At 73.1% G+C, this 18,043-nt stretch carries 18 protein-coding genes; 12 read left to right on the top strand and 6 right to left on the bottom strand.

What is annotated here, in order from left to right; translation table 11 throughout:
* Window positions 1–172: 172 nt before the first annotated feature.
* Both G7063_RS12725 and G7063_RS12720 read left to right on the top strand, forming a co-directional pair.
* Window positions 173–358 carry a hypothetical protein gene (locus G7063_RS12725; protein ID WP_166414726.1) on the top strand — a complete coding sequence of 62 codons (186 nt, stop codon included), beginning with the start codon at window positions 173–175 and terminating at the stop codon, window positions 356–358.
* A 391-nt stretch (window positions 359–749) separates the two neighbouring features.
* On the top strand, window positions 750–1,082 hold the full coding sequence (locus G7063_RS12720; protein WP_166414725.1) for an Lsr2 family protein: 333 nt from the start codon (window positions 750–752) through the stop codon (window positions 1,080–1,082).
* A gap of 186 nt (window positions 1,083–1,268) precedes the next feature.
* Here the strand turns inward: G7063_RS12720 and G7063_RS12715 are convergent, their stop codons facing one another.
* Entirely contained in the window at window positions 1,269–2,726 is a 1,458-nt protein-coding gene (locus tag G7063_RS12715; RefSeq protein WP_166414724.1) for a xylulokinase, read from the bottom strand.
* A gap of 158 nt (window positions 2,727–2,884) precedes the next feature.
* Complete coding sequence (gene xylA / locus G7063_RS12710) at window positions 2,885–4,072, bottom strand: xylose isomerase (protein ID WP_166414723.1); 1,188 nt, start codon at window positions 4,070–4,072, stop codon at window positions 2,885–2,887.
* Between the two features lie 65 nt (window positions 4,073–4,137).
* On the opposite strand from xylA, the gene G7063_RS12705 reads away from it, so the two are divergent.
* Both G7063_RS12705 and G7063_RS12700 read left to right on the top strand, forming a co-directional pair.
* Entirely contained in the window at window positions 4,138–5,361 is a 1,224-nt protein-coding gene (locus G7063_RS12705; RefSeq protein WP_166414722.1) for an ROK family transcriptional regulator, read from the top strand.
* 178 nt (window positions 5,362–5,539) lie between these two features.
* Window positions 5,540–6,721: a beta-propeller fold lactonase family protein gene (locus G7063_RS12700; RefSeq protein ID WP_166414721.1), complete on the top strand. Its 1,182-nt coding sequence runs from the start codon at window positions 5,540–5,542 to the stop codon at window positions 6,719–6,721.
* A 105-nt stretch (window positions 6,722–6,826) separates the two neighbouring features.
* Here G7063_RS12700 and G7063_RS12695 read toward each other — a convergent pair whose 3' ends face one another.
* Entirely contained in the window at window positions 6,827–7,132 is a 306-nt protein-coding gene (locus G7063_RS12695) for a (2Fe-2S)-binding protein (protein WP_166414720.1), read from the bottom strand.
* A 233-nt stretch (window positions 7,133–7,365) separates the two neighbouring features.
* Between G7063_RS12695 and mshA the strand changes: the two genes are divergently transcribed.
* Complete coding sequence (gene mshA / locus G7063_RS12690; RefSeq protein WP_240916287.1) at window positions 7,366–8,604, top strand: D-inositol-3-phosphate glycosyltransferase; 1,239 nt, start codon at window positions 7,366–7,368, stop codon at window positions 8,602–8,604.
* A gap of 13 nt (window positions 8,605–8,617) precedes the next feature.
* On the opposite strand, the gene G7063_RS12685 is transcribed toward mshA, so the two are convergent.
* Together G7063_RS12685 and G7063_RS12680 are read right to left on the bottom strand one after the other, a co-directional pair.
* On the bottom strand, window positions 8,618–8,998 hold the full coding sequence (locus tag G7063_RS12685; protein WP_166414718.1) for a GntR family transcriptional regulator: 381 nt from the start codon (window positions 8,996–8,998) through the stop codon (window positions 8,618–8,620).
* A complete protein-coding gene (locus G7063_RS12680; protein WP_166414717.1) occupies window positions 8,995–9,930 on the bottom strand; it encodes a hypothetical protein in 936 nt (311 codons plus the stop codon). Before G7063_RS12680 ends, G7063_RS12685 begins: the two co-directional genes overlap by 4 nt.
* Before the next feature lie 53 nt (window positions 9,931–9,983).
* On the opposite strand from G7063_RS12680, the gene G7063_RS12675 reads away from it, so the two are divergent.
* Window positions 9,984–10,673, top strand: a complete 690-nt coding sequence (locus G7063_RS12675) for a hypothetical protein (protein ID WP_166414716.1) — start codon at window positions 9,984–9,986, stop codon at window positions 10,671–10,673.
* A 71-nt stretch (window positions 10,674–10,744) separates the two neighbouring features.
* Window positions 10,745–11,485, top strand: coding sequence for a phosphoglyceromutase (locus G7063_RS12670; RefSeq protein ID WP_166414715.1), 741 nt, complete (start codon window positions 10,745–10,747; stop codon window positions 11,483–11,485).
* Between the two features lie 77 nt (window positions 11,486–11,562).
* On the opposite strand, the gene phoU is transcribed toward G7063_RS12670, so the two are convergent.
* Entirely contained in the window at window positions 11,563–12,216 is a 654-nt protein-coding gene (gene phoU, locus G7063_RS12665; protein WP_166414714.1) for a phosphate signaling complex protein PhoU, read from the bottom strand.
* 264 nt (window positions 12,217–12,480) lie between these two features.
* Between phoU and G7063_RS12660 the strand changes: the two genes are divergently transcribed.
* The 5 genes from G7063_RS12660 to pstA all read left to right on the top strand — a co-directional run bounded on the left by G7063_RS12660 (window position 12,481) and on the right by pstA (window position 18,036).
* Window positions 12,481–13,656 carry a sensor histidine kinase gene (locus G7063_RS12660; protein WP_370520713.1) on the top strand — a complete coding sequence of 392 codons (1,176 nt, stop codon included), beginning with the start codon at window positions 12,481–12,483 and terminating at the stop codon, window positions 13,654–13,656.
* Entirely contained in the window at window positions 13,653–14,375 is a 723-nt protein-coding gene (locus G7063_RS12655; protein WP_166414713.1) for a response regulator transcription factor, read from the top strand. The genes G7063_RS12660 and G7063_RS12655 overlap by 4 nt, the downstream gene beginning before the upstream one ends.
* Window positions 14,376–14,643: 268 nt before the next feature.
* Complete coding sequence (pstS, locus tag G7063_RS12650; protein ID WP_166414712.1) at window positions 14,644–15,789, top strand: phosphate ABC transporter substrate-binding protein PstS; 1,146 nt, start codon at window positions 14,644–14,646, stop codon at window positions 15,787–15,789.
* A 4-nt stretch (window positions 15,790–15,793) separates the two neighbouring features.
* Window positions 15,794–16,978 (top strand): phosphate ABC transporter permease subunit PstC, encoded by a 1,185-nt coding sequence (gene pstC / locus G7063_RS12645; RefSeq protein ID WP_370520712.1) that lies wholly within the window; start codon window positions 15,794–15,796, stop codon window positions 16,976–16,978.
* Window positions 16,978–18,036, top strand: coding sequence for a phosphate ABC transporter permease PstA (gene pstA / locus G7063_RS12640; RefSeq protein ID WP_166414711.1), 1,059 nt, complete (start codon window positions 16,978–16,980; stop codon window positions 18,034–18,036). The genes pstC and pstA overlap by 1 nt, the downstream gene beginning before the upstream one ends.
* The last annotated feature ends 7 nt before the right edge of the window (window positions 18,037–18,043 follow it).

Here is an 18,043-nt window from a genome sequence, read left to right as displayed (position 1 = left end):
TTGCGACGAGTCCCGACGCGCGATTGCGCAGTTCGCTCCCTATGCGGTGGCGCGCGCTGGGGTAGCCATGGCTTCGAATCATGGACGCAGCGGCAGGCCTGCGGCTGGGGGAGTGCGCGATCGCACGCCCCGGCAGGGCCACGGCCGTGGCGCACGAACGTACGATGGGTGGGTGGACAGCATCGGAGCAGCGATCGGCGCGCTCATCCCCTCGATCGGCGTCGGCCTGCTCTTCTGGTGGGGCATGCGCGCGATCCTCCGCGCCGACCGCAGCGAGCGCGAGGCGCTCGCGCAGTTCGAGTCCGAGCGTGACGGCGTGATCGTCCCCGCCGCCAACGCCGCGTCGCGCGAGCGCTGACCCTCCCGAGCCCCGCCGCAGGCAGGGCCGTCGTCGGTCTGGACCGGGCTGTCGGCTGCGCCGCCTTCGTAATGGCGGGGCTGCCGACGAGCCGTGCCCGAGCTCTTGCGCCCCGTTCCGGGAGCGAACTCAGCGCGCGCTCAGCAGTCGCGTCCCGCCGGCGCGCCCGCCCTTGTGCTCGTGTCGCCCGGGCTCGCGCACGTGACCAATAGGCCACCGACAATGTGGTCGCGCGCCGCACAATGCCCCGTCTCAACAGGCGACCCTCGTCGACATGCCCCGCAATGTCGCAATACCGTGGGCCTGCGGCGACAGGGAATCTTTTGACGGCGCTGCACGTCCGTGAACATAATTGCTCAACACTCACGCGACGAAGGGACCGGAAACAGAAATGGCACAGAGGACCGTGGTGATTCTTGAGGATGACATCGACGGTGGCGAGGCTGCCGAGACCGTGACCTTTGGTCTGGACGGCGTCACCTACGAGATCGACCTCAACGACAAGAATGCAGCCGACCTTCGCGCCGCGCTCGCCCCGTGGGTCGGTCACGGACGCCGTGTGGCCCGTGGTTCCCGCGCTGCCGCGCCGGCCCGCGCGCCGCGTCGTCGTGGCACGTCGGACGCGACCGTCATGCGCGAATGGGCGCGGGCGAACGGCTTTACGGTCAACGACCGCGGCCGTATCTCGGCCGAGATCCGCGCTGCTTACGAGGCCGCTCACTGAGCTTCGACGCACTTCTCCGGCATTCACCGACGCGCCTGCCGGACGACGAGGCCCGACGATCTTCATCGTCGGGCCTCGTGCCATTCCGGGGGGATTCGACCTCCCGTGCCCGACCGTGGACGCGTCGGGCGCCGGCGGCCGTCCTGCGTCGATCCGGACAGCTTCCCGGGTGATTCCGGGTGAATCTCAGGCGCGGTCGAGGACGTGCGCCCGTGCCTCGGCATAACGTGCCCGCACGCGTGAGGTCGTCGCGCGGCCCTCGGCTGACGTGTCGGCGCGCAGCAGCTCGCCCGCCCCGGAGAGCGCTTCCCACACAGGAGCGTCGTCGGCGCCCGAGAGCGCCCACGCGGCCTGACGGGCCGCCCCGTCCGCGACGTACTCGCCCGCAGGCGGCACGAGGACGTCGACACCGAGGACGACGGGCGCGATCGCACGCACGGCCGGCGACTGCGCGCCACCGCCGACGAGGACGACGCGCTCGGGCGTCGTGCCCTGGCGGACGATCTGGTCGAGGCCGTCGGCGAGCGCGCCGAGCAGACCCTCGACGAACGCCCGGGCGATGTTGCCCGGGTTGGCGTTGGCGAGCGTGAGGCCGTGGAGCGACGCCGAGGCGTCGGGCAGGTTGGGCGTGCGCTCGCCCTCGAAGTAGGGCACGAGGACGACGCCGTCGGCGCCTGCGGGCGCGGCGAGCGCGAGCTCGGCGAGGCGGTCGTAGTCGACGCCGAGGACGCTGCAGGCGGAGTCGAGGATGCGTGAGGCGTTGAGCGTCGCGACGAGCGGCAGGAAGCGACCGGTCGCGTCGGCGAAGCCCGCGACGAGGCCCGAGGCGTCGGCCGCAGGTGTGTCCGTCACGGCGGCGACGACGCCCGACGTGCCGATCGACACCGAGACGTCGCCCGCGCGCAGCCCGAGGCCGAGCGCCGCACCCGCGTTGTCGCCGGCGCCGACGCCGACGACGGCCCCGCGCGTGAGCTCGCAGTCCGTCGTGCCGGCGGACGCGCCGGGGCTGAGGACGCGGGGCAGGACGACGTCGTCGCGGCCGAGCGCGAGCGCGAGCAGGTCGTGGCGGTACTCGCCCGTCGTGGGGGACCAGTAGCACGTGCCGGACGCGTCCGAGCGGTCCGTCGTGAGGTCCTCGAGCGAGCGGGCGCCGCGCAGGCGCCACGTGAGCCAGTCGTGCGGCAGGCACACGGCCGCGACGCGCGCGGCGTTCTCCGGCTCGACGCGCGCGAGCCAGCGGAGCTTCGTCCCCGTGAACGACGCGACGGGCACGGCGCCGACGGCCTCGGCCCATGCGGCCGCGCCGCGTGCCGTGTCGCCGTCGCCGAGCTCGCGCACGAGGTCGGCGGCGTCGGGCGCGGAGGACGTGTCGTTCCACAGCATCGCGTCGCGGATGACGCGGCCGTCGGCGTCGAGCACGACCATGCCGTGCTGCTGGCCGCCCACGGCGATCGCGGCGACGTCGTCGAGGCCGCCTGCGTCCGCGGCGGCTGCGACGAGCGCGTCCCACCAGGCGTCGGGGTCGACGGTCGTGCCGGCCGGGTGCGAGGCGCGGCCCTCGCGGACGAGCGCGCCGGTTGCGGCGTCGCGGATGACGATCTTGCAGGACTGCGTGGAGGAGTCCACGCCGGCGACGAGGGTCATGTGTGTTCCAGGAGTCGGGTGGGTCGGGTGGGGGATGCGGCAAGGGCGGCCCTCCGCGTGGGAGGGCCGCCCGGCTGCGCCGGCCGTGTCGAGCCCCGGGGTCGGGGCCGGCAGGCGAGCGTGCGTGCCGGGGGATGGAGGAACCCCGGCGCGGGTTCTCAGCGAGCGCCGATCGCGTGCTCGAGTGCGAGCTGGTTGAGGCGGACGAAGCCGAAGCCGTGTGCGGCGACGGCGTCGACGTCGAGGTCCTCGTAGACCGAGGTGTCGGCGAGGAACGACTCGAGCGTCTCGTCCTCGGCGAGCGTCGGCTGCGAGAGCTCGAGGACGCCCGCGGCCTCGAGGGCCTCCTGGACCTCGGGGTCGGCGCGGAACGCGAGCGCGCGCTCCTTGAGGAGGAGGTACGTGCGCATGTTCGCGGCGGCCGAGTCCCAGACGCCGGTGAAGTCCTCGGTGCGCGAGGGCTTGTAGTCGAAGTGGACGGGGCCGTCGTAGCGCGGGCCGCCGCCGGGGAAGCCGTTGACGAGGAGGTCGACGGTCGCGAAGGCGCTGAAGAGGTCGCCGTGGCCGAAGACGAGGTCCTGGTCGTACTTGATGGAGCGCTGGCCGTTGAGGTCGATGTGGAAGAGCTTGTCGGCCCACAGCGCCTGGGCGAGGCCCGTCGTGTAGTTGAGGCCGGCCATCTGCTCGTGGCCCGTCTCGGGGTTGAGGCCGACGATGTCGCCGTTCTCGAGCTTCTCGATGAGCGCGAGGGCGTGCCCGACGGTCGGCAGGAGGATGTCGCCGCGGGGCTCGTTGGGCTTGGGCTCGAGGGCGATGCGGAGGTCGTAGCCCTTGGACTTGATGTAGGCGGCGACGGTGTCGATGCCCTCGGCGTAGCGGTCGTGCGCGGCGTAGAGGTCCTTGGCGGAGTCGTACTCGGCGCCCTCGCGGCCGCCCCACATGACGAAGGTGGCTGCGCCGAGCTCGGCGGCGAGGTCGACGTTGCGCAGGACCTTGCGGAGGCCGTAGCGGCGGACGCGGCGGTCGTTCGAGGTGAACGCGCCGTCCTTGAAGATGGGGTGGGAGAACGTGTTCGTCGTGACCATCTCGACGGTGACGCCGGTCTCGGCGAGGGCGCCCTTGAAGCGGTCGAGGATCCGGTCGCGCTCGGCGGCGTCGGAGCCGAAGGGGACGACGTCGTCGTCGTGGAAGGTGACGTGGGCGGCGCCGAGCTCGGCGAGGCGGTGGACGGACTCGACGGGGTCGAGCCACGGGCGGCTCGCGGATCCGAACTGGTCCTGAGCGTTCCAGCCGACGGTCCAGAGGCCGAACGAGAACTTGTCAGCGGGGGTGGGGGTGAGCGACATGGGGTCTCCTCGTCGAGTTTTGTATTGCGAATGAACTTATCGCGCTCCGGCGGTAGGGTCAACCCATGTCGACGAGCCAGCAGCACGCGCGACGCGGACCTTCCCGGGGGACGGCCGCGCGTCAGGCGAGCCTGCGCGAGCACAACCTCTCGCTCGTCCTCGGTCACGTCCTCGACGCCGACGGCCCCGTCTCGCGCGCCGACCTCGCAGCAGCGACGGGCCTCACCCGCGCGACCGTCTCCGCGCTCGTCGACCTTCTCGTCGAGTCCCGCGTCCTCGCCGAGGGCGACCCGGTCCAGACGGGCAGCGCCGGACGCCCCGCCGTCCCGCTCACCCCCGCGCGCGGAACCCTCGCGGGCCTCGGCCTCGAGGTCAACGTCGACTACCTCGGCGTCCGCGCCGTCGACCTCGCGGGCGACGTCCTCGAGTCCGTCGTCGTCCCCGGCGACCACCACGCGTCCGACCCCGCCGTCGTCCTCGCCGACCTCACCGCGCACGCCGAGGCCGTCGTCGGCAGGCTCGAGGCCCGCGGGATCGACGTCATCGGCGCGATCCTCGCCCTGCCCGGCCTCGTCGACCCCTCCGCCGACCGCCTGCGTCTCGCGCCCAACCTCGGCTGGGCCGACGTCGACCTCTCCGCGCTGCGCGAGGTCGCGCCGTTCGACCGCCTCGGCCTCACCGTCACCAACGAGGCCAACCTCGCCGCCGTCGCCGAGTGGCGCGCTCGCAGCCGCCACCTGCAGAGCTTCCTCTACGTCTCCGGCGAGGTCGGCATCGGTGGCGCGCTCCTTCACGACAACGCCGTCTTCGGCGGGGTCCGCGGCTGGTCCGGCGAGCTCGGGCACACGACCGTCGAGCCCGACGGCCCCGAGTGCGCGTGCGGCGCCCGCGGCTGCCTCGAGGCGTACGCGGGCAAGGACGCGCTCATGGTCGCGGCGGGCCTCGACCGGCTCGGCCCGGTCGCGGACCTCCGTGCCCGGGCCGACGACGGCGACACGGCCGCGCTCGCCGCGCTCGCGCGCGCCGGCTGGGCGCTCGGCGTCGCGCTCGCGAACTTCGTCAACCTCACCGACGTCGCGCACGTCGTCCTCGGCGGCGTCTACGGCCCGCTCGAGCCCTACCTCCGCGCCCACGTCACGGCCGAGCTCGACGCGCGCGTGCTCACCGCGCCCCGGTCCGACCTCGTCGTCGAGCCGTCGGTCGCCGGCGACGAGGCCGCGATGACCGGGGGAGCGGTCGAGGTCCTCCGCGGGCTCATCGCCAACCCCTCCTCCCGCCTCCCGTCCTGATATCCACACTCTCGCGAGATAGCGGTCCCCAGCCGAGATAGCGGTCCCCAGACCGCTATCTCGGCTCCAGACCGCTATCTCGGCGACTTCCGGGTGCCCGGGAGAGTCCGGGGGCGGCGGGCTGGCAGGATGGGCAGCATCCCCACCGCGGCAGCGCCGCCCCGACGGAAGGACCCCTGTGGACCCCGTGCGCCTGTGGCTCGGCACGTACCCGAGCAGCGACGACGCCCCCGAGCAGCCCTCGGGCGTGCGCCGCGTCGACCTCCTGCCCGACGGCACCCTCGTCGACCGCGGCACCGCGGCCGAGCTGCCCCATGCCTCGTGGGTCGAGCTCCACCCCTCGGGCCGCACCCTGTGGGCGACGAGCGAGACGCCCGACGGCCTCGTCGTCGCCTACGACGTCGACGGTGACACCCTCACCGAGGTCGCACGCCTCGCCGCGGGCGGCGACTACCCGTGCCACCTGGCGATCGTCGCGGGCCCGGACGACGGCGCGCTGCTCGTGTCGAACTACGGCTCGGGCACGTTCACCGTCGTGCCGCTCGACGCCGACGGCCGCCCGACGGGCGACGGCGTCACGCACGTCCACCTCGGCTCGGGCCCGAACGCCGACCGTCAGGGCGAGGCGCACGTCCACTCCGCGTGGGAGCTGCCGGGCGGGGCGTACGCGTGGGTCGCCGACCTCGGCACCGACGAGCTGCGCCGCTACTCCCTGCGCCCTGACGGCGTCGACGGCCAGGTGCGTGTCGAGGCTGACGGCGTCGGTGCGCGCGCGAACCCGGGCTCGGGCCCGCGTCACGTCGCGATCCACCCGGACGGCGTCGCGTTCGTCGTCGGCGAGCTCGACTCGCGCGTGACGACGTACCTGCTCGCGGACGACGGCTCCGGCACGGTCGTCGGCGAGCAGGCGGCGTGCTCGTCGCCGCCCTCGGAGCGCGGTTCCTACCCGGCGCACGTCTCGCTGTCCGCCGACGGCACGCGCCTGCACGTCACCGTGCGCGGGCCGGACGTCCTCGCGACGTTCGCCGTCGAGCGCGACGCGGAGGGTCGCCCGACGGTCCTGCGGCACCTCTCCGACACCCCGCTCGGTGCCTCCTGGCCCCGCCACCACGCGCTCGTCGCGCAGGTCGGGGCGGACGGGATCGTCGTGGCGGCCGCATCGCCCGCGATCCCGAGCCATGCGAGCGTGTGGCACGGCGCGGACTCGCCCGCCGGGGTCCCTGCGGGCGACGACCTCGTGCTCGTCGCGTCGCAGGGCGGCGCGTGCCTCGTCGCGGTGCGCGTCGCGGAGGACGGGGCGGGCGAGGTCGTCGGTCGCCTCGACCTCCCGGTCAAGCCGTCCTGCGTCGTCGTCGCGTAGCCCGCCCTCGTCCAGCCGCCCAGCGAGTCGGCACAGCGAGACGACTCGTAGGTCTGGAGCACCGTTGGATGGTGCTCCAGACCTACGAGTCGAGCAGGGGGTGGGTCAGGCGATGCCGGCGCGGCCGAGCTCGATCGAGACGACCTCGGTGAGCAGCGGCACGCACTTGCCGCACGACCCGCCGGCACGAGTGCAGCGCTGGATCTCCTCGAGCGACGAGCAGCCGGCCTCGTGGATGAGACCGCGGAGCTCGCCCGCCGTGACGTTGGTGCAGTGACAGACGATGTAGTCGTCCTCGAGCGTCGCGGCGTCGACGACGGGTGCGGCGGCGTCGACGACGGCCGGCTCGGCGGCGAGCTTCGCGCGCAGGGCCTCGAGCGGGTTCGGCGTGGTTCCCGACGGTGCAGTCATAGGACCACTCTCGGGGATTAAACACGGGACCACGTAGGACTTCCGGCCCACCTTCCGGACGATCCGTCCCGATCCCGACATCGCTGGGGGTGAGGGTGTGCCGAGTCTCCCGGACCGACCCGCCCCGACGCTCGTCGCTGGTCGATACTGAGGTCATGGCCCTCATCGACCTTCCCGGCACGTCCGCGCCCGCGGACGGTGAGGTCGTGCGCGCCGACGGCCTGCGGGTCGCGATGCTCTCGGTGCACACCTCGCCCCTCGCGCAGCCCGGCACGGGCGACGCGGGCGGCATGAACGTCTACGTGCGTGGTCTCGCCCGCGCGCTCGCGGGGCTCGGCGCGCACGTCGAGATCTTCACGCGCGCGACGGCGTCGGCGCAGCCCGACGTCCACGAGGCCGGCGAGGGCGTGCTCGTCCGCCATGTCCCGGCGGGGCCGTACGAGGGCCTCGACAAGAACGAGCTGCCGGGGCAGCTGTGCGCCTTCACGGCGGGCGTCCTACGCACCGAGGCGTCGCGCCGTCCGGGCTGGTACGACGTCGTGCACTCGCACTACTGGCTCTCGGGGCAGGTCGGCTGGCTCGCCGCTGACCGCTGGGACGTGCCGCTCGTCCACTCGATGCACACGATGGCGAAGGTGAAGAACGCGGCGCTCGCGCCGGGCGACGTGCCGGAGCCGCACGGTCGCGTCGTCGGCGAGGAGCAGGTCGTCGACGCGGCGGACGCGCTCGTCGCGTCGACGCCCGACGAGGCTGCTGAGCTGCGTGATCTCTACGGTGCGGACCCGGCTCGGGTGCACGTCGTGGCGCCGGGCGCGGACCTCGAGCTGTTCCGGCCGGTGCCGGGGCCGCGCGGTGCCGACGATCCTGCGCTGCGGGACCGGCTCGGTCTGCCGCAGGGTCCGCTCGTGCTCTTCGTCGGCCGCGTGCAGCCGCTCAAGGGTCCGGACACGCTCGTGGAGGCTGCGGCCGAGCTGCGTGCGCAGGGTCGTCCGGTGCCGTGGGTCGTCGTGTGCGGGGGTCCGTCGGGGCGTCCGACGGCGGTGCGGGAGCTGGCAGTTCTCGCCGACCGGCTGGGTGTGGGCGATCGCGTGCTGTTCCGTCCGCCCGTGCCGCGCTCGGCGCTCGGCGACTGGTACCGCAGCGCGGACATCGTCGCGATGCCGTCGCACTCGGAGTCGTTCGGGCTCGTCGCTGCGGAGGCGGAGGCGTGCGGGACGCCCGTCGTCGCGACCGCCGTGGGCGGGCTGCGGACGGTCGTCGTCGACGGCGTCTCGGGCCTGCTCGTCGAGGGGCACGAGCCGCGCGCGTGGGCGGCGGCGCTCGACAGGGTGCTGGCCGACGACGCGCTGCGGGCGCGGCTCGGCGAGGGGGCGGCCGTGGTGGGAGCGAGCTTCGGCTGGGAGGCCGCGGCTCGCGGGATGCTCGACGTCTACCGCGACGCGGCGAAGGTGCGGCGCTCGCGCGTCGCGTAGGTCGGGCTGCTCGTCAGGTGCGGTTGCGCCCGAGCGCTGCGGCGAGCGCCGCGTGGGCGACGCTGTCGTCGAGCCCGGCCGCCCGGATGACGCTCGCGAGGGCGTCGGCGGCGATGTCCACCTCGACGTGCGCCGGAGCGGCCGGCGGGCTGCCCTGGGTCCCGGCCACGATCGTGCCGTGGCGTCCGGCGGTGCGGACGACGCCGTCGCGCGCGAGCTGCTCGTAGACCCTGGCGACCGTTCCGCGCGCGATGCCGAGGTCGGCGGCGAGGTGCCGGATGGGCGGCAGGGTGTCGCCCGGTCGCAGCGTGCCGTCCGCGACGTGCCGCGCGATCTGCGCCCGGAGCTGCTCGAACACGGGCACGGGCGAGGTCGGGTCGACGGTGACGATCATGCGGTCGTGCCGTCGGAGGGCGTGGGGACCTCGCGCGCGGGGCCGCCCGAGGCCCCCACGAGGCCGAACTGGCCGGCAGGTCCGCCGTCGTCGGGCAGGAGCGGCCGCCGGCCGCGCGAGCGCGGCGCGGCGTGCCACAGCGTGACGACGGCGGCGGCGAGCAGGCCGAGCCCTGTGACGAGGACCGTGGCGCCGATCGCGTCGTGGCGACGGCTCCAGCGCCCGTCGAGGTCGAGGAGCCAGGCGGCGGCGCTCAGCGCGGCGGCGAGCTCGAGGCGGCTCACGGTGACGGCGGCGAAGGCGCGCAGGCGTGCGTCGACGTGCTCGGCGCGCGGCGAGAGCGCGGGCCGTGGGCGGTCGCGGACGGTGCGGAGCACGACCTCGCACAGGAGCCACGGCGCGAGGAGGGCGAAGGTGAGCGCCGCTGTGCCGAGCCTGGGTTCGAGGGCGAGGTCGACGATGCCGAGCGCGAGGGCGCCGAGCGCGATGAACCGGGCCGCGCGCCGTACGCCGCGCGCGGGCAGCGGCGCACGCGGGACGAGGGAGGCCGAGGCCGGGCCGGGTCGGCGTCGCAGGCGGTAGCTCTCGGCGAGGAGCGCACCGACGGCGACGCCCGCGACGAGGCAGTAGAGGACGTCGCCCACGGGGCCGAGGCTGCTCGTCCCGAGGCTCACGGTGCCGTGGTCGAGGAGGAGGCCGCTCGCGACGGCGACGGTGAGGCCTACGGCGCCCCACCAGAGGCGTGAGGTGCGGTGACGGTCGAGGTGGTCGGCGTAGACGGCCTGCTCGTCGGGCGTGACGTCGTCGGTCCCGGCGAGCCACAGGACGTCGTCGCTCGTCACCCTCCGTCGCGCGAGGAGGATGCCGAGGATGACGCCACCGACGACGAGCGGCGCGAGGAGGGCCATGCCGAGTGCGAGCAGGTTGGTCATGCGATCCTCCGGTCGGTCTTGTCGTCGTCCTATCGTCACAGTACATTGTGACAATGGCTGCGACAACACCTGACCCCGAGCGCGACGAGACGCTCGACCTCCTCGTCCCGCCGCGTTCGCGGCGCCTGCGTGCCGCGGCCGTCGTCGGCGGGATCGTCGTCCTCGTGACAGCCCTCGTCACGGGCTCGTGGTGGCCCGGTGTCGTGGACCTCGGGATGTCCTACTCCCACGCCGACGGCTCGCGCGCCGAGGGTTTCGACGGCTCGACCTCGGTCGTCCTCGTCGGACGCCCCGGTCCTGACGTTCCCCTCACCCTCACGAGCCTCGACCCGCCGCCCGGCTGGCGTATCGTCCATGCCGGCGTCGCCGCGCCCTCCGCCGACATGCGCGACGGCGTCGCTCCCGAGGACCTCGCCGCGCTGCCCGCCGCGCTCACCGCGCGCTCGCGGGTCGTCATCGCGTGGGAGGTGGACTGCGCGGCCGCGATCGAGCTCGTGCGCGCCGACCCGTCGATGATCTCGACGTCGCGCGAGGCTCAGGGGGAGTTCCCGGCCGGGACGACGCTCATGCTGCGCCCGCAGACGGCGTCCGCCCACCTGCGGATGCTCGGGGTGCTGCCGGTGACGACGGGCCGCAGCGGCGACGATCTCTGGCTGTCACGCACACCGAGCCGCGACCTCGTCGTCGAGTGCGGCCTCGGCGCCGACGAGGTCGCGACGCTTCGGCAGCTCACGACGGGCTGAGGACCACGTCCGGCGTCCCACGGACCGAGGTCCCCCGTCCATGCACGGCCGCGTGCGTCACAATAGAGACCATGACCTACACCCTCGTGCTGCTCCGCCACGGCGAGAGCGAGTGGAACGCCAAGAACCTGTTCACCGGCTGGGTCGACGTGGCCCTCTCCGAGAAGGGCGTCGAGGAGGCGAAGCGCGGAGGCCAGCTCCTCCGTGACGCTGATGTCCTCCCGGACGTCGTCCACACCTCCCTCCTGCGTCGTGCGATGAACACCGCGCACCTCGCGCTCGACTCCGCGGACCGCCTCTGGATCCCCGTGAAGCGCTCCTGGCGCCTCAACGAGCGTCACTACGGTGCGCTCCAGGGCAAGGACAAGGCCCAGACGCTCGCCGAGTTCGGCGAGGAGCAGTTCATGCTCTGGCGCCGTTCCTACGACGTCCCGCCGCCCGCGATCGAGGTCGGCTCGGAGTTCTCCCAGGACGCCGACCCGCGCTACGCCGACGCCCCGCAGGTCCTCACCGAGTGCCTCAAGGACGTCCTCGAGCGCGCGCTCCCGTACTGGGACGCCGAGATCGTGCCCGACCTCAAGGCCGGCAAGACCGTCCTCGTCGCCGCGCACGGCAACTCGCTGCGCGCGATCGTCAAGTACCTCGACGGCATCTCCGACGACGACATCGCGGGCCTCAACATCCCGACGGGCATCCCGCTCGTCTACGAGCTCGACGAGGAGACCCTCAAGCCGGTGAAGCCGGGTCAGTACCTCGACCCCGACGCCGCGGCGGAGGCCATCAAGGCCGTCGCCAACCAGGGCAAGAAGTGACCGTCTGACGACGGACGGCAGGACCCCCGGGAGCCACGCTCCCGGGGGTCCTGCCGTCTTCCGGCGCTGAGAGGACCTCAGTCCTCCGTCGTCTCGAAGGCGCCCGTGACGAGGAAGAGCATGCGGCGCGCGATCGACTCGCCGTGGTCGCCGAACCGCTCGTAGTAGCGGCCGAGCAGCGTGACGTCGACGGTCTCCTGCGGCGTCCCCTCCCAGCCGCCGCCGAGCAGCGCCGCGAACGTGTCCTGGTGGAGGGCGTCGAGCTGGTCGTCGTCACGCTCGATCTTGTGCGCGAGCGTGAGGTCGCGCGTCTCGAGCAGCTGGGCGACGCGCTCGGCGACGTGCACCGCGGCCGCGTTCATCTGGGCGAACGTCGCCGCGACGTCGCCGGCGACGGCGGGCCGGGGGTAGCGCCCGCGAGCGACCTGCGCGATGTGCCGGGCGAGGTCGCCCATGCGCTCGAGCGTCGAGGAGATGCGCAGCGCCGAGACGACGACGCGCAGGTCGGTCGCGACGGGCGCCTGCTGCGCGAGCAGCAGCACGCACCGCTCGTCGAGGTCGCGCTCGAGGGCGTCGATCTCGCCGTCCTTCTCGACGACGGACTGGGCGAGCCCGAGGTCGGCCTCGAGCAGCGCCGTCCCGGCGTCCTTGATCGCCGACTCGACGAGCCGCGCCATCGCGGTGAGGTCGTCACCGATCTGCCGCAGCTCGGCCTCGAAGATTCCGCGCATGTCTACTTCCTTCGGTCGTGGTCGGCCGTGCGGCCGGGGCCGCCTCCCGCCCGCGAAGGCGGTCGGGGAGACGGTCGGGGGAGTCGGCCGGCCCGGGACTGCGGCCCGAGCGGCCGGGGGCGCATCGGCCCCGGCCCACTCTCACAGCGCCGGCCCACGTCCAGGTGAACGGCAGGAGCGCCCTCGGTGAACTTCGGGCGAGCAGTCGTCGCAACGGCCTCGCGCAGTGAGGTGGACGCGCGCGTCCCGCCTACGCTGGGGCACGTGGACGGACTCCTCATCGTCATCTCCGGCGTCGTCGGCCTCATCACCGGCGTGTTCGCGACGCTCCTGTTCCTGTGGAACGAGCGGCGCGAGCGTGTCGTGCCCGTCGGCCCGCCCGCTGACCTCGACGAGGGATTCGTGCGGGCGCTCGCGGTGCTGCGCTCGGCGGCGGTCGTCGTCGGCGAGAACGACGAGATCGTGCGGGCGTCGGCCCCTGCGTACGCGCTGGGTCTCGTGCGGCACGACGCGCTCACGCACAAGGCCGTCGAGGACATGGTGGCCTCGGTGCGGCGCACGGGGGAGATCCTCGACGTCGAGATCGAGCTGCCGCGCGGACCGTCGGGCCGCGGCGACGTGCTGCTGCAGGTGCGGGTCGCGCAGGTCGACGCCCACCACGTGCTCGTCCTCGCGGAGGACCGGACGGAGGCGCGTCGGCTCGAGGCGATCCGTCGGGACTTCGTCGTCAACATCTCCCACGAGCTCAAGACGCCGGTGGGGGCGCTCGCGCTGCTCGCGGAGACCGTGCACGACGCGGCCGACGACGCTGAGGCCGTGCGTCGCTTCTCGGGGCGCATGCAGCAGGAGTCGGCGCGCCTCGGTGCGCTCGTCCACGAGGTCATCGAGCTCTCGCGCCTGCAGTCGGCGGGGGCGCTCACGCAGGTGCAGGCCGTTGCGGTGCGCGGGATCGTCGAGGAGTCGGTCGACCGGGCGCGTACGACGGCGACGGGACGCAACATCCGCCTCGCGAGCGCGGGCGACCTCGACGCGGCCGTGTACGGCGACCACAACCTGCTCGTCACCGCGCTGCGCAACCTGCTCGACAACGCGGTCAACTACTCCGCGGACGGCTCGTCGGTGACGGTCGGCGTGCGCAGCTCGCAGGACTTCGTCGAGATCTCGGTCGTCGACCAGGGCGTCGGCATCTCGCGCGAGGTCCAGGACCGCATCTTCGAGCGCTTCTTCCGGGTCGACCCGGCGCGCTCGCGCGAGACGGGCGGCACGGGCCTCGGCCTGAGCATCGTCAAGCACGTCGTCGCCGACCACGGCGGCGAGATCACCATCTGGTCCCAGCCGGGACAGGGTTCCACATTCACCATGAAGATCCCCGCGGCGCACGTCGCGACGGAAGCAGTCGGAGTGGCGACGGTCGTCGCCGAGAAGGAAGAGGACGCATGACCCGCATCCTGGTCGTCGAGGACGAGGAGTCCTACGCCGAGCCGCTCACGTACCAGCTCCGTCGGGAAGGGTACGAGGTCGTCGCTGTCGGCACGGGCCCCGACGCCCTCACGGCGTTCGACGAGGGCGGGGCGGACCTCGTCCTGCTCGACCTCATGCTCCCGGGCCTCTCGGGCATCGAGGTGTGCCGTGAGCTGCGCGTGCGCTCGAACGTGCCCGTCATCATGCTCACGGCGAAGGACGGTGAGATCGACAAGGTCGTGGGGCTCGAGATCGGGGCCGACGACTACATGACGAAGCCGTACTCGTTCCGTGAGCTGCTGGCCCGCATGCGGGCCGTGCTCCGCCGGCACGCGGAGGTCACGGCCGCGACGGCCGCGGCGACGAGCGCGCGCTCCGAGGTCGTCGACGATGGCGCGGTGCTCGAGGCGCGCAACGTGCGCCTCGACGTCGACCGCCACGTCGTCACGGTCGACGGGCAGCAGGTGGCGTTCCCGCTCAAGGAGTTCGAGCTGCTCGAGCTGCTCATGCGCAACGTCGGCCGCGTCCTCACGCGGGGGCAGCTCATCGACCGCGTGTGGGGATCGGACTACGTCGGGGACACGAAGACGCTCGACGTCCACGTCAAGCGCATCCGCGCGAAGATCGAGGCGGACCCGGGCAGCCCGACGCTGCTCGTCACGGTCCGCGGGCTGGGCTACAAGCTCACCGACGACTGAGTCGTCCCGCGAGAGGGGGTCGTCCCGGCGCTGCCGGGGCGGCCCCCTCCGTCGTGCGCGGGAGCGCCCGTCGTCGTGACGGGTCCGTCACCCTCCCGACCCCTCGCCGACACTGTTGTAGTGCGCGCGCACGAGGCGTCCGACGACTTCGGGGGCTGTTCACCGGCGGTTCACCGTCGTCACCCGACCGGGTCATCTTCGCTCCCTAACGTCCGAGGTAGATCGCAGGCACAAGACCTGCGGCGACAGACTTCAGGATGGAACTCCAGTGAGCATCAGCCGCACCAGCCGTCGCGCCGGGTCCCTCGTGGCCGTCGGCGCCCTCGCGTTCGCTCTCGCCGCCTGCAGCGACTCGAACGAGACGACCCCCGGCGCCACCGGCTCCACCGGTTCCGGTGACACGACCTCCGAGGCCCCGGCCGGGCTGAGCGGCACGCTCGCCGGCGCCGGCGCCTCGTCGCAGGGCAAGGCCATGGAGGGCTGGGCCGCGGGCTTCGCGGACCTCGCCCCGGACGTCCAGTTCTCCTACGACGGTGCCGGCTCGGGCGCGGGCCGCGAGCAGTTCCTCGCGGGCTCGACGCTCTTCGCAGGCTCCGACTCGGCGCTCAAGCCCGAGGAGATCACGGCAGCCGCCACGCGCTGCTTCGGCGGCGAGGCCCTCGAGCTTCCCGTCTACATCTCGCCCATCGCGGTGATCTACAACCTCCCGCAGGTCTCGGCGGCGAACATCAACCTCGACGCGAAGACGATCTCGCAGATCTTCGACGGCAAGATCGCGAAGTGGAACGACCCGGCGATCGCCGCGCAGAACGAGGGCGTCGAGCTCCCGGACCTCGCGATCATCCCGGTCAACCGCTCCGACGAGTCGGGCACGACCGAGAACTTCACCGAGTACCTCGCCGCGGCCGGCGAGGGCGCGTGGACGCACGAGCCGTCGGGCGACTGGCCCGTCTCGGGCGGTCAGTCGGGCAACGGCACGTCGGGCATGGTCGACACGGTCAAGGCGGCCGAGGGCACGATCGGCTACGCCGACGCCTCGCGCGCCGGTGACCTCGGCACCATCGCGGTCAAGGTCGGGGACGCGTACGTCCCGTACTCCGCGGAGGCCGCGGCCAAGGTCGTCGACGCGTCGCCCGCCGCCGAGGGTGCGACGGACAAGCGCCTCGTCATCGAGCTCGACCGCACGACGACGGCCGCCGGCGCCTACCCGGTCGTCCTCGTCTCCTACGACATCGCGTGCTCGGTCTACGAGAACGCCGCGGACGTCGCCAACGTCAAGGCGTTCCTCACGTACGTCGCCTCGGAGGAGGGCCAGGCCCGCTCGGCGCAGGCCGACGTCGCGGGCTCCGCGCCGATCTCGGCGGACCTGCGCACGAAGATCCAGGCCGCGATCGACTCGATCTCGGTGAAGTGACCCCGTGCCCACCCCCCTCCCGGGCGGACCACTCCCGGACGCCGCCGTCGAGGACGGTGGGCAGGCCCCTCGCGGGGCCATGACGACCGCCGCCGCCGGCACCCCCGCAGGGGTGCCGGCGGACGGCCGCCGCACGTACGACGCGACGATGGACGAGGACATGCACGACGACAGCTCGGCCTGGGCAGCGCCCGGGCCCACGGACGTGGACCGCCGGGTCCCGAACCCCGCTCAGGCGGCCGCACCCGCGGTCTCCCTGCGCGCGAGCGGCGCCTCGCGCGTCGCCGACAAGATCTTCAAGGGCGTCTCGGGCGCGACGGGTGTGCTCATCCTCGTCGTCCTCGCGGCCGTCGCAGGCTTCCTCGTCATGCGGGCGTGGCCCGCGCTCACGGCGAGCCCTGACGAGCTCGCGAAGATCTCCTGGATGAACGGTCAGTCGCTGCTCACGTACGTGGGCCCGCTCGTCTTCGGCACGCTGCTCTCGGCGCTCCTCGCGCTCGCGCTCGCGGTGCCGCTGTCGCTCGGCATCGCGCTGTTCATCACGCACTATGCGCCGCGCCGCGCCGCACAGGCGCTCGGGTACGTCATCGACCTGCTCGCCGCGATCCCGTCGGTCGTCTACGGCCTGTGGGGCGCGCTGTGGCTCGCACCCGTGCTCGACCCGATCTTCCGGTGGCTCTCGGACGCGCTGGGGTTCATCCCGCTGTTCGCCGGCTACACGGCGCCCGCGCGCAACGTGCTCGCGGCCGCGACCGTCCTCGCGGTGATGATCATCCCCATCATCACTGCGGTCTCGCGCGAAGTGTTCTTCCAGACGCCCGTCCTCCACGAGGAGGCGGCGCTCGCGCTCGGCGCGACCCGCTGGGAGACGATCCGTATGGCGGTCCTGCCGTTCGGTCGCTCGGGACTCGTCTCGGCGTCGATGCTCGGCCTGGGCCGCGCGCTCGGCGAGACGATGGCGGTCCTCATGATCCTCTCGCCCGGGTACCTCTTCTCGTTCTTCCTCCTCAAGCCCGGCCAGCACCAGTCGATCGCGGCGAACATCGCCGCGAAGTTCCCGGAGGCCTCCGGCCTGTCGGTGTCGGTGCTCATCGCCACGGGCCTCGCGCTCTTCGTCATCACGCTCGCGGTCAACATGGTCGCGCGCTGGATCATCGCCCGCCGGGCCGAGTTCTCCGGAGCCAACTGATGTCCCTCGCTACCGCCACCGCGAGCTCTGCTCTCTCCCTCACAGGCAACCGTCTGCCGCGCTGGGCGCCGTGGGCCTCGCTCGCAGGCTCGGCGCTCGTCGCCGGGGGCGGGCTCGCCCTCACGGGCGAGCCGACGCCGACGACGGTCGCCGCGCTCACCGCCCTGCTCCACGCGATCGCGCTCACGGCGGCGTCCCGCTACGTCGAGGGTCCGCGCCGCGCGAAGGACCGGCTCGCGACGACGCTCGTCACGGTCGCGTTCCTGCTGGCGCTCGTCCCTCTCGTCTCGCTGCTGTGGACGGTCGGCTCGCGCGGCCTCGTCCTCTTCTCGGGCACGTTCCTCACGACTGACATGGTCGGCATCTTCGGCGACATGACGTCGGGCGGCGTTGCGCACGCGATCGTCGGCACGCTCATGGTGACGCTCACCGCGACGCTCATCTCGGTGCCGATCGGCCTGCTCACCGCGATCTACCTCGTCGAGTACGGGCGCGGCCCGCTCGCCAAGGGCATCACGTTCTTCGTCGACGTCATGACGGGCATCCCGTCGATCGTCGCCGGCCTCTTCGCGTTCGCGCTCTTCACGCTCGTCATGGGCCCTGCATACCGCTCGGGGCTCATGGGGGCGGTCGCGCTCGCGGTCCTCATGACGCCCGTCGTCATCCGGTCCGTCGAGGAGATGCTGCGCCTCGTGCCGAACGAGCTCCGTGAGGCGTCGTACGCGCTCGGCGTGCCGAAGTGGCTGACGATCCTCAAGGTCGTCCTGCGGACGTCGGTCGCCGGCATCGTCACGGGCGTCATGCTCGCGATCGCCCGGGTCATCGGCGAGACGGCGCCGCTGCTCATCACGGTCGGCATGATCACGCGCACCAACTGGGACGTCTTCGAGGGGCGCATGGCCACGCTGCCGGTGTTCGCGTACTCGCAGTACCAGCAGGGCGGCGTGGGCGTCGACCGTGCCTGGGCCGCAGCCCTCACCCTCATCCTCATCGTCATGCTCCTCAACCTCGTGGCGCGTGGCATCTCGCGGGCGTTCAGCCCCAAGACCGGCCGCTGAGCCACCG

This window comes from Sanguibacter sp. HDW7 (assembly GCF_011300875.1).
In the GTDB taxonomy this organism is placed as follows: domain Bacteria; phylum Actinomycetota; class Actinomycetes; order Actinomycetales; family Cellulomonadaceae; genus Flavimobilis.
Note: the sequence above shows the minus strand (reverse complement) of the source record. Positions and strands in the feature narration are given on the sequence as shown.

Bases quoted from the DNA above. Each gene is read 5' to 3' on its own strand.
- G7063_RS12720 (WP_166414725.1), top strand. From the start codon at position 750: ATGGCACAGAGGACCGTGGTGATTCTTGAGGATGACATCGACGGTGGC.
- G7063_RS12715 (WP_166414724.1), bottom strand. From the start codon at position 2,726: ATGACCCTCGTCGCCGGCGTGGACTCCTCCACGCAGTCCTGCAAGATC.
- xylA (WP_166414723.1), bottom strand. From the start codon at position 4,072: ATGTCGCTCACCCCCACCCCCGCTGACAAGTTCTCGTTCGGCCTCTGG.
- G7063_RS12705 (WP_166414722.1), top strand. From the start codon at position 4,138: ATGTCGACGAGCCAGCAGCACGCGCGACGCGGACCTTCCCGGGGGACG.
- G7063_RS12695 (WP_166414720.1), bottom strand. From the start codon at position 7,132: ATGACTGCACCGTCGGGAACCACGCCGAACCCGCTCGAGGCCCTGCGC.
- mshA (WP_240916287.1), top strand. From the start codon at position 7,366: ATGCTCTCGGTGCACACCTCGCCCCTCGCGCAGCCCGGCACGGGCGAC.
- G7063_RS12685 (WP_166414718.1), bottom strand. From the start codon at position 8,998: ATGATCGTCACCGTCGACCCGACCTCGCCCGTGCCCGTGTTCGAGCAG.
- G7063_RS12680 (WP_166414717.1), bottom strand. From the start codon at position 9,930: ATGACCAACCTGCTCGCACTCGGCATGGCCCTCCTCGCGCCGCTCGTC.
- G7063_RS12675 (WP_166414716.1), top strand. From the start codon at position 9,984: ATGGCTGCGACAACACCTGACCCCGAGCGCGACGAGACGCTCGACCTC.
- G7063_RS12670 (WP_166414715.1), top strand. From the start codon at position 10,745: ATGACCTACACCCTCGTGCTGCTCCGCCACGGCGAGAGCGAGTGGAAC.
- phoU (WP_166414714.1), bottom strand. From the start codon at position 12,216: ATGCGCGGAATCTTCGAGGCCGAGCTGCGGCAGATCGGTGACGACCTC.
- G7063_RS12655 (WP_166414713.1), top strand. From the start codon at position 13,653: ATGACCCGCATCCTGGTCGTCGAGGACGAGGAGTCCTACGCCGAGCCG.
- pstA (WP_166414711.1), top strand. From the start codon at position 16,978: ATGTCCCTCGCTACCGCCACCGCGAGCTCTGCTCTCTCCCTCACAGGC.